This window comes from Algoriphagus antarcticus, assembly GCF_002150685.1.
Lineage (GTDB): Bacteria > Bacteroidota > Bacteroidia > Cytophagales > Cyclobacteriaceae > Algoriphagus > Algoriphagus antarcticus.
The window spans coordinates 1-12042 of the sequence record NZ_MSSW01000058.1; the positions used below are offsets into that span (position 1 = coordinate 1).

Consider the following 12042-nt stretch of genomic DNA (forward strand, 5'->3'; position numbering starts at 1 on the left):
GGTTCACTGAATCAATTTCACCAATTGTAAAGATTTTTATTGGACTTTGCAGTATCTATGTCTGCAAGTTCAAGCAGGTTGGACGTTTATAATCTGATGTCTTTAGATAGTTATGACTAACTTAAAGGTAGAATCCATTTTTCTTACTATTTTGTATAGATTACTGAAGAAAGTTTAATTGTGGAAATCTGGTTGTTTAGGGCATGAATTTAATAATTTTTTACAAAAATGTTTTCTTGAATAAAAAAAAATGGTTTATAAATAATAAAAAATGCTTTTCACATACTTGTTCTAATTCTTTTCTTACCTTAGCATCAAGAAATGAGGTCAAGTATTCGGTCTATATTCTCAACTTAATTTTTCATTTAATAATTAGCTATGAAAACTCATACTAAAGTCAAGCATGTTATACTTTCTGGAGGGGTTGGTAGTAGGCTTTGGCCACTTTCTAGAAAGACTAAACCTAAACAGTATTTAGATTTATTTTCAGGCAAATCGCTTTTTCAACTCTGTGTTGAAAGGAATGATTTTTTAAATCCTAAAGTTATAGTAGTTGGTAATAGTGAGAATTATCAGTTATCGAGAGAGATTTTAACTAAACTAGGTGTTGAAGACTATTTCGAAGTTATAGAGGCTATGCCTAAAAATACTGCTCCTGCCATTGCTTTTGCGGCATTAATGTCAGAACCTGATGATATCCTCTTAGTTACTCCTTCCGACCATTTGATAGAAAATGAAGTGCTTTATCAAAAAAGCGTTTATAAGGCAATTGAGCTAGCGAAAAACAACAAGCTTGTCACTTTTGGCATCATTCCTTCGAGAGCGGATACAGCCTATGGCTATATTGAAGCAAATGGAGAGGATGTTGTTAGATTTCGAGAAAAACCTGCTAAGGAGTTAGCTGAAGAGTTTTTAGCTAATGGCAATTTCCTTTGGAATAGTGGAATGTTTTGCTTCAAGGCTTCTGCTTTTTTGGAAGAACTCAATATGTATCAGTCTGAGATGGTTGATACAGTTAAAAATGCTATAGTTTCAATGAAAGGTGGTTTTCTGGATAAAACTTCTAATTCAATGATTCCTTCCATCAGTGTTGATTATGCAGTGATGGAAAAATCTCATAATATTGCAGTTGTTCATTCCGAATTTAGATGGTCTGATATGGGATCATTTGATGCATTGGCTGACCATCTTGCAGAAAAAAAAGAGCTTGAGCTTGATGCAAATGGTAATTTCGCTATCGGGTGTAATCGATTTATTTCCTTTGTCGGGGTATCTAATGTTATTTTAGTTGAGACTCCAGATGCAATTTTGGTATTAGATAAGGATTCATCACAAGACGTGAAACTTCTTTTCGAAAAACTTGATAAGGAAGATTCAATTTTGTTGAGATAATAATTCTTCTCAACTATATTCTGGTTAAAACACCTTTCTTTGTACTTGATCTTAACTTACAAAACTATTTTGTTAGCTATGAAAATCAAACATCTAGAATCCCAATTTTAAAAACCTGAAAATTAATTTTTAGTTTGAATCACTAATGGAAAATACAACCTTAATCAATTCTTATAATTCTATCATCGATATGGTAAAGCAATCTTGGAGTAATTTCTCCAATGAAATTGCTATTGATAACGGTGCTGGTAAAGTGACTTTTAAGGAGTTGGAAAAAAGAGTGACTTTTTTGTCTGACTTAATTTTGGCTGAAGCTGCCAATGAAGATATAATAGCCCTCACTACAACAAGAGGGACACAACTTATTGTGAATATCCTTGCGATTTTGAATTCAGGCAAAACCTATCTTCCAATTGATCCAAGTTTCCCTAAAGCGAGAATCGAGCAGATTGTGGAAGATTGTGGAGTTAAATATTATCTCAAAAGCAAGGAGGATGATTCATTGGATTTGCAGTCTATTAATGTGAACGGTATTGGAGTTGGTTCAACTTCAGAAAAAAGAAAGAATACTGAAATCGCTTTTATACTATACACTTCAGGATCCACCGGAAAACCTAAAGGAGTATGTGTGCCTCATTCTAGTATCATCAACTTGATTCTTTGGCAAGCGGAAAATTCCTTTTCTAAACCAGGAGTGAAAACCTTGCAGTTTACAAGAGTGACATTTGATATATCAGTTCAGGAAATCTTTAGTACGCTATGTTCTGGTGGTACATTACAAATGGTTGATGCAGAGGTGCTCAGAGATAGTAAGGCTTTAATACAAGTTTTAAATCAACAAAAAGTACAGCGTTTGTTTCTTCCGTTTGTTGCACTTCAAGGGATAGCAAACGAAGCAGAAAATTCTGCAATATATCCTGAGTATTTGGAGGAAGTGATGACTTGCGGTGAACAATTGAAGTCTACGCGTACAGTCAAAGCACTTTTCGCTAAAATGCAAAAGGCCAAACTTTTTAACCAGTATGGTCCTACAGAATGCACTTGTATTGTCACACAATTGGCCTTACCAAATGATCCCTCTGTTTGGGAGGACTTGCCTACGATAGGAAAAGCAATCTCTGGTGTGGAAAGTTTGATTTTGGATAAGGACTTGAAAATCATTATTGAACCCAATATAGAAGGAGAAATATACTTTTCCGGTAAATGTCTTGCAGAAGGCTATTTAAATAAACCTGAGCTTACCAAGAAAGTATTCTTCCCCCTTTCCATGGATAATGGAACCACTCAGATGGTCTATAAAACTGGGGATTTGGGATATTATACAGAGCAAAAGGAGATTTTCTTTTTAGGTAGAATTGATGACCAGGTTAAAATAAGTGGCTTTCGTGTAGAAACAGGAGAAATCGAAGCTGTGGCAGCAGAGCTATCTGGAGTAGAGCAGGCGGTAGTGATAGTAAAAGAGTATGAGGATTTGCAGAAGTATCTTGAGCTTTTTTATGTTAGTGAAAACAACCAAGTCGGGCAAAGAGATATGTTAGCACACTTGAAAAAGTGGTTGCCAAGCTATATGATCCCTACTTCCTGTATTAGAAAAGATCGCTTCCCACAGACTTCAAATGGTAAAATAGATCGTAAGCAGCTGGCACAAAGTATGGTTAATTCTAATCTTTTCAAAGAGAATTATATCAAACCTAGAGGTACTGCTGAGGTGCAGTTGGCTGAAATCTGGAGGGAACTCCTAAACTTAGATCAAGTCGGTAGAGAAGATCATTTTTTTGAACTTGGAGGGACTTCACTTTTGGCTCAGAGGATGGCTATTGTAGTCAGTAAGACTTTTGGGAAAGAATTCACCGTTACTAAAATATACCAATTCCCAAAATTGAAGGATCAGGTTTCATTCCTGACCAAAAATGAAAGAGATATTAATGAAAGTATTTATAACAACAATAAAAAGAACGGAAATAATAGGGATGTAGCTGTTATCTCTACAGCTAGCAGGTTTCCTGGAGCAAAGAATAGTGAGGAGTTTTGGGAATTTGTCAAAAACGGAAAAGAGACTATTCAATTTTTCGATATCGAAGAATTAGCGCCATCTGAGCAGATAAAGGCCAACTCAGATCCCAATTACATCAAAGCACGAGGAATCATTGATGATATTAAGGACTTTGATTATGAGTTTTTTGGGATAAACCCAAAACTAGCTTCTATAATTGATCCACAGCAAAGACTTTTCTTAGAAGTCGCATTTGAAGCCCTGGACTCAGTGGGGTATATCGCTAATAGTCCCGATTTTAGTATAGGGGTTTTTGCTGGCTGTAGCACAAATTATTATTATAATAGAAATTTGATTTTTGATCAGGAGCTGGAAGAATCCATGGGAACTCTCCAGGTCAATTCTGCTAATGAAAAGGATTATCTTACAACTAGGGTGGCTTATTCACTGGATCTCAAAGGACCTGCGGTTAGTATCAATACGGCATGTTCCACAGCCCTCGTTGCGATTGCAACTGCCGTAAAAAGCATAAGATCAGGGGAGTGCGTTGCGGCCATCGCTGGAGCGAGTTCAGTGGCTTATCCTGTACACAGCGGGCATCGATATGAAGAAGGTTCGATTCTAAGTAGAGACGGTCATTGTAAGCCTTTCGATGCAGATGCTTCCGGCACTTTGTTTAGCGATGGAGGGGGAGCGGTTTTATTAAAAGACTATGAACAAGCTATTAAAGATGGTGATCCAATTTTGGCAATCATCAAAGGAGTGGGAATCAATAATGATGGATCCAACAAAAGCAGTTTTTCTGCACCTAGTGTTGACGGACAGGCTGGAGCAATTCGCTTGGCTCTTGAAGATGCAGAAATAGATCCATCAGAAATAGGGTATGTAGAAGCTCATGGTACTGCCACTCCAATAGGCGATCCTATTGAAGTTGAAGGATTAAATTTGGCATTTGGACCGAATGTTAAAAATCAATATTGTTCATTAGGATCTGTTAAAGGTAATGTAGGTCATTTAAACGCCGCAGCTGGAATCGCAGGATTCATCAAAGCTATATTTGCTCTTCAATACAAAACCCTTCCAAAGTCTATAGGATACTCTAAACCAAATCCTGCTATTAACTTTGAAAAATCACCATTTTATATTCAGCAGGAAACTACTGACTGGAAATCTGAAGTCGTTAGGAAAGCAGGAATTAGTTCATTTGGAATCGGAGGCACCAATTGTCATATTATTTTGGAGGAATTTACCGCTCCTTTAAAGAGTATTACTTCTACTTCAGAAATTGATCAAACGATTTATTTCTCTGCAAAAACTGAAAATAGCCTGAAGGAGTATGCCGGTCGTCTTAAGCATTTTTTAGTACAAAACCCAACACAAAATCTTACCCAATTTAGTTTCAATGTTAACAGAAATAATAATAGGTATAAACTAGGCTCTGCTGTAAGATTTAAAACTTCTGAAGAGTTAGTAAGCGGTCTCGATGAAGTTCTTTCTGGTGTTAAAATGCCTGTCATAAGAAAAGGAGAATTCAATTTCCCTGTTTTCTTATTCCCAGGTCAAGGAGCACAATATGTGTCTATGGGAAAGGAACTTTATGAAAATGAGCCAGTATTTAGGGCAGCATTTAGCCAATGTGATACGTTATTTTCTAGTTGCACAGACTTTTCCATTAAGGCTTTGCTGTATTCCAGTGTTCATACAGAAGAAGATGATGCAAATCTGGCGAACACCCGCTATACACAGCCAGTGATTTTTGCAGTATCTTATTCGTTAGCGAAACTTTGGGAAAGCAAAGGAGTATTGCCATCTACTTTGGTTGGTCATAGCATTGGAGAATTTGTAGCAGCATGTATTTCCGGTGTAATGAGCTTAGAGGATGCCGTTCAGTTAGTTGCTAAGCGAGGTGATCTTATCAGCAAGCTTAGTCCCGGCTCTATGCTTTCCATCAGAAGCTCCGCTGAAAAAATTCTACCATTGCTTCCAAATGATATTACGATAGCAGCAGATAATGCTCCTAATCTTTGTGTCGTTTCAGGCCCTACTGTACTAATAGAGTCATTTGCTATAAGTTTAAGAGATATAGAAATTCCATCGAAAGTATTGGTTACCAGCCATGCGTTTCATTCTGCCATGATGGATCCTGCATTGGAGGATTTTAAAGATGCACTACGGAACGTTCAATTGAGTAATCCGAAAATACCAATTATGTCTACAGTAACTGGTGAATGGTTGAAGGATGCAGAAGCCACTTCTGTTGAGTATTGGAAAGAGCATATGCGGCTTCCAGTGCAATTTAAAAATGCTGTAAATAATTTAATGAATGAATTTCCTGAAGCTTCATTTGTAGAAGTAGGTCCTGGAAATGGACTGAGTACTTTGATGATGCAACATGAAGAAGCGAGTGAATTTATAGTTGTACAGAGCCTGAGCAGAAATTCTAAAGAGTCAGAGTTAGTATATTTTCAAAATCAAGTCCAATCATTGATAGGTCAAGGTTTGAGATTAAACTGGGATGAGGTGTATCCAAAAGAGTTTCAGGATAAAATTCTTTTGCCGGCTTATGCGTTTGACAAGAAGCCATGCTGGATAGATGTTCAATTAGCATCTAGTCGGATAGCTCTCTCCACCGTTTTGGAAATTGTTTCTGAAGAAATTGAAATGGGTGAAAGCGTTGGATTGAACGATAGTAATTCCTTGAAAAGTACGTTTGAGCAAAAAGTAGCTCAAATAATAAAAGAGGCTTGTGGTGTTACTTTAACTGGTAAAGATTTTGATTTATCCTTTTTTGAAATTGGCCTAGATTCATTGAGTTTAACTCAGCTGGCTTTTTCGGTTAAAAAAGAGTTTAAACTTGTCATCTCATTCCTTCAGTTAAATACAGAATTGGACAGACCTAGCGCGTTGGTAGAACACCTAATTACTCAATATAATCAAGGAAAATTACTTAATTATTCTTCAGGAAATAAGTATAAAAGTATTGGCGTAACTCCTAAGAGCAAAGAGGATTCTTTGATCAAGGAACCTATCAAAAGTCTCTCAAATGCAGAATCAAATACAACTCTTCATAATTCAGGTGAATCAGGTGAGCAAAGAGAAGTTCAAGATTCAATAATGTCTCTAAATGCAGAAACATTCATAAAGGATTTGATTCAATCTTACCATATTAAAACAGCATCAAGTAGAAAACTGAGTCAAGAGAAGCTAGCCTTTTCTTCTGATTCAGACCTAGACTGTGATTTGAGTCAAGCGATTTTTGAACTTAATTACCCTATAGTCTCTAGCTATTCCAAGGGAGCTCATTTGAGAGATTTGGATGGAAATGAATACTTAGATTGGTTTAGCGGATTAGGAAATAATGTATTTGGACATCAACCAGAATTTATAGAAAAGGCTATAACTGATTTCATGCAAAAGAGGTCCGAGAATGATTCTCAAACTAACTGGGCAGAAATTTTATCTAGGAAAATTGGACACCTCACCCAAAATGACCAAGTAGAACTTTTTGACTCTGGTTCCGAAGCAATCCTTGGCGCATTAGGGATTGCAAGAACTGTATCTCAAAAGAAGCTAGTTGTAATTTTGGCTGATAATTATTTAGATGAGATTGATCAGACCATCAAAACTAGTAAAAGTCAACCTACTATCACAGAATGGGATGCTCATCCAAATTCAAGTGAAGTCCTTGTTTTGGGTTATGGTACAAATGAGAGCCTTGAGATAATAGCAGATCGTTTCGACGAAATAGCTGCAGTTCTAGTAACTCCAGTTCAGGCAAATAGACCTGAATTCATACCGATTGACTACTTGAAAGATCTTCGATCCATAACCACAGAGCTAAGCATCTGCCTGATTTTCGATGAATTAAATACAGGCTTCAGAAGTCACATTGGAGGATTTCAAGCGCTATATTCTATCTATGCAGATTTATCAATCTATGGTGAAGTTTTGGGTGGAGGATTTTCTATTGGAGTGTTAGCTGGCAAAAGTGACTGGATGGATAGCATTTCAAAGAGACGACTATTAGGTGAAAAATCACGAGGCCTAATTGAGAAACCTTTCATTACCGGTCTAACAGGAAGACATCCGCTTCAGTTAGTTGCAGCTAATGCAGTGGTTGATTATTTATCTGAAAAAGGTGATAACCTTCAGGAAACACTTACAGATCTTACTAATAAGATTGTGATAGGGCTTAATTCAATCTTTGCTGAATATAATGTTGATTATTACGCAGTTAACTTTTGTTCGTCCTGGAAAATTAAACTTAAAGAGAATTTTGAAAATTCAGGGTTGCTATTCACTCTATTATTAGAAAGAGGGATATACATTTTGCAAGATTTGATGTGTTATACTACCGAGGTTCATACTAAGGCAGATGTGATATTCACTCTATCGGAAGTAGAAAAAATAGTGAGACTCTTAGTAGAAAATGAGGTAATCAAAGGTGATTTGCTGTTTTCTCCAGAAGAATGGATGAGCTCAGAAAATCCTCCATTTAAGGGAGCAAAAATTTCTATAGACGAAAATGGGATCCCTGTCTGGGTTACTTCAGATGAATATAAAAAAACTAGAAATATAATATTACAATCATTTTTTCTATAAAAAGACTCAAGAACATATTACAGGTTCCCAACTAATAATTATGGAAGGAGTGAAAATTTCTAAAACTTTCCCAAGTACCCCATCTCAGATGGAAATATGGCTTCAATGTAGGCTTGGTGGCAAAGAGGCAACTATGGCTTATAATGAATCCTTTTCAAATGAGTTATATGGAAATCTGAAGGCTGATTGTATGAAAGAGGCGCTCGAGATTCTAGTTGATAGACATGAAGGGATGCGAGCTGTTTTCTCGAGTGATGGAACTCAGATTAATATACTTGAGTCAATTAAGTTGCCATATACGTATAATGACATTTCTGATTATACAGAAGAGGAGAAAACTTTATTTATAGGGAAGCATTCTGTCAAACCTGCTTATTATGAGTTTGATCTAGAAAAAGGGCCATTATTCCTTTTCGAAATCACGAAAATATCCGATACAGAACATAGAATAACTTACACAGCTCATCATATAATATTTGATGGCTGGTCAAATGTTTTATTTTCTTCTCATCTAGGTCTGGTTTATGGTCAATTAAGTGAAGGGAAGGATGTGTTTTTACCAAAACTACATAAGATGTCAGATTATGTAGTGAAACTTCAGCATTTTTCGAAGAGTGAAGAATACAGAAAAAACAGAGACTTTTGGTTAAAAAAACTTTCAAATCCCATTCCTCACCTTGATTTGCCTATTGATTTTGAGAGGCCTTCAGTCAGAGATTTAAGGGTTAAACAGCTGAAATATATGGCGTCTCCGGGTCTAATTGTGCAAGCAAAAAAGTTTGGCGTAAGTCGACAAGTAAGTATCCACTTGTTGTTATTGACTGTTTATGAATTATTCCTTTCACAATGGACTAACAATTCTGAAGTAGTTATTGGTTTGCCTAGAGCAGGGCAACCTGCAATGGATTCTGTTAATATGATAGGGCATAGTGTTTTCCTACTTCCTGTCAGGGCCCATGTGGATCTAGAATTAACTTTTGATGAATACTTACAAGAAAGAAGCAAAGCTTTTCAAGAAGTATTGGAGCACGGCACTATTTCTTTTGGAGAGCTGCTTCAGGGCTTAAAGTTGAAGAGGGATTTGTCTCGAGTACCTCTTTTACCTGTCACATTTAATAATAACATCGGTCTAGAAAGGAGAATAAATTTTGGAAATCTAGAAAGAATATTAGTTACCAACCCTAAAGCATTCGGTAACTTTGAGATTTTAATTGATTTATTTGGCACGATTCAAAAAGCCAGCTATGAATGGACCTATAATCTAAGTTTATTCAAAAATGAAACTATTTTGGAAGCTGCTGCAAAATACGACCGATTGATCAAGCATTTAATAGAATCTCCCTCCTTAAAATTAAAAGCTATCAAAAGTATATTTGAAGAGGTTGAGACTACAGAAATAGCTCTGACTGATGAGCCAAAAGTCAGTGATATAGTCACTCCGGTAAAAAAAGCTATTCCTATAGCTGTTGAGATGTTTCAAAATGCTTCTTCTAATTTTTCTGAGAAAGTTGCAATCACTACAAATGATAAGTCTATAACCTACAAGGAGCTAAACGAAAAGTCCAATCAGTTTGCATCCTTGCTAAGAGATAAAGGGGTAAAGCCCGGAGATTACGTTGGGATTTATTTAGAGAGATCTAATGCTACAATTATAGCAGTTATGGCCGTATTAAAAGCAGGTGCGGCATATTTGCCAATCGACGTAGAGATACCGGTAGATCGCGTTATCTATATGCTGCAAAATAGTCATGCTAAATGTTTTATTACAGATCAAAAGGCTTTTGAGAGTGGAGTCTTGGCAGAAAAGAAGATAGTGTTTGATGAAGCAATTGACGCTAGTGGTCATTTTTCGACAGAAAATGATCCTGTGATGACATCCTTAGATAATCCCATGTATATCATATATACATCAGGTTCCACGGGTAATCCCAAGGGCGTCATTTTGACTCACAAAAATCTTAATTACTTAATCAAAGAATCAATAAGGGATCTGGATTATAAAACAGATGATGTTTTGCTAGGAGTGACATCAGTATCATTTGATATGGCAACTTTTGAAATTCTTCTTCCTTACCTATTTGGGGCTACATTATATATGCTAGACAAGCATCAAAGAAAAGATCCTAAATATATTCTGAGAATTTTGGAATCTCGAGAGATGACTAAAATGTTTGCAACTCCTACGCATTGGCAAATGATGGTTAATTCTGGGTGGGATACACCTTTGCCTGGGCTTACGGCAATATGTGCAGGGGAACCTTTGAAAAAATCTTTGGTAGATCAGTTAGCTCCATTTACAAAGGAAATATTTAACATGTATGGTCCTACAGAGACCACTGTTTTTACCAATTTGAAAAAGATAGATCCTTCAGAAAACCATATTGGTATTGGAAAAGAAGTATCAGGTACTAAGATTTATTTTGTAGATAAATCAGGAAAACTAATAACCCAACCAAATATTTCAGGAGAGATTTGGATTGGGGGAGATGGAGTAGGCAAAGCATATTTAGGAATGGAAGAATTGTCAGCTGAACAATTTATTATGAATCCATTCGAAAGTATTCCTGAGCGATTATATAGATCCGGGGATTTGGGTTATAGGCTACCGAATGGAGATATACAATGTGAAGGTCGATTGGACTATCAAGTAAAAATTCGGGGACATAGGATAGAACTGGGCGAAATCGAGCAGAGAATTTTGCAGAGCGATGAAGTTTCGAATGCTGTAGTAGACACTGATGATTCACATGGTTTTGTTTCGTTGATTGCCTATGTCGCTTTGAAAAAAGGACTGAACGGCAGTTTGGATTTTCACGATTTTGTAGAACATCTTCGAGAAAGGCTTTCTGCCTGTTTGCCAGAATATATGGTGCCTAGTGATTTTCGACATGTGGATGAATTTAAAATGACCACAAGTGGAAAAATTGATAGAAAACAATTGTCGAAAACCCATAGCAAACTTAATTCTGCATTTAGCGGAACTGTTCAAACTGATGGATTTACACCTTTAGAAAAACGCATTTATTCAATCTGGGCTTCAGTGCTCGAAAACAGAAGGTTGAATTTGGACTCTGATTTTTTTCTATCCGGAGGACATTCTTTACTTGGGGTTAAGTTAATATCTTTGCTGGAGAAAGAATTTAATGCTTCTCTCACATTACTTACATTATTCCAGTGTCCCACGATCAGAGCCTTAGCTGCCCTTATTGCTGAAGAATCTAAAGACGCTACTTCTGACTCTTTAGTATTGATAAAAAATGGATCACCTACCAAAGTATTGTGTTTTGTGCATGGGGTCGGCCTTAATCCAATTGAGGTTAAAATGATTTCAGAGAATATGGATGAGGATCATACAATTTACGGATTACAATCACCTGCTATTTCTGGCAATGCAAAGCCTATTCAAACTATACCTGAGATGGCTAGCCATTACATCAATGAATTGGAAAAGAATTCCATCAATGGCCCATTTAATTTAATAGGTAATTCTATAGGCGGTTTAATAGTCTATGAAATGGCTCGACAATTAAAAGCTGACAATAAAAGTGTAGGATTTGTGGGTATGATTGATACAATAGCGCTTAGCTATTATGAAATGCCTCAAGATCTTGGAAGTAGATTAAGTAGATCAATAAAGAAACTGAGATTTGAGTTTCAATTCTTACTTGATGATCCATCGTATTACCTGAACCACAGAGCAAGATATTTGCTGGAAAAATGGAGTCAATTTAAGGGACAAGAAACGGATATTATTGACCTTTCAAGCAGGATTGAAGAAATAGAGCTGGTTAATAGAAATGCTTGGGCGTGCTATAGAATAGAACCAACAGATGTTGATATTACCTTGTTTTTAGCAGAAAGAAAGACGTTTTATGTGGATGATTTTGAAACTTTAGGTTGGAATAAATATGCGCGTAGAGTAGAAAGGTTAATTATGCCAGGAGAGCATTCTAATATGTTAAAGCCACCGCATGGAAAAGAATTTACAAGAATTCTTCAAGAAAAATTAAATAAATTAGAAGTGCAATAATTGAAATTTATAAATGTCTTAGTTT

Annotated in this window: 3 protein-coding genes; all 3 read left to right on the forward strand. The window is 36.3% G+C overall.

What is annotated here, in order from left to right:
- Positions 1 to 378 precede the first annotated feature (378 nt).
- The 3 genes from BVH04_RS18510 to BVH04_RS18520 all read left to right on the forward strand — a co-directional run bounded on the left by BVH04_RS18510 (position 379) and on the right by BVH04_RS18520 (position 12017).
- Positions 379 to 1392: a mannose-1-phosphate guanylyltransferase gene (locus BVH04_RS18510; RefSeq protein ID WP_086542962.1), complete on the forward strand. Its 1014-nt coding sequence runs from the start codon at positions 379 to 381 to the stop codon at positions 1390 to 1392.
- Between the two features lie 145 nt (positions 1393 to 1537).
- Entirely contained in the window at positions 1538 to 7987 is a 6450-nt protein-coding gene (locus BVH04_RS18515; protein ID WP_086542963.1) for a type I polyketide synthase, read from the forward strand.
- A gap of 40 nt (positions 7988 to 8027) precedes the next feature.
- On the forward strand, positions 8028 to 12017 hold the full coding sequence (locus BVH04_RS18520; protein ID WP_086542964.1) for a non-ribosomal peptide synthetase: 3990 nt from the start codon (positions 8028 to 8030) through the stop codon (positions 12015 to 12017).
- Positions 12018 to 12042: the final 25 nt, after the last annotated feature.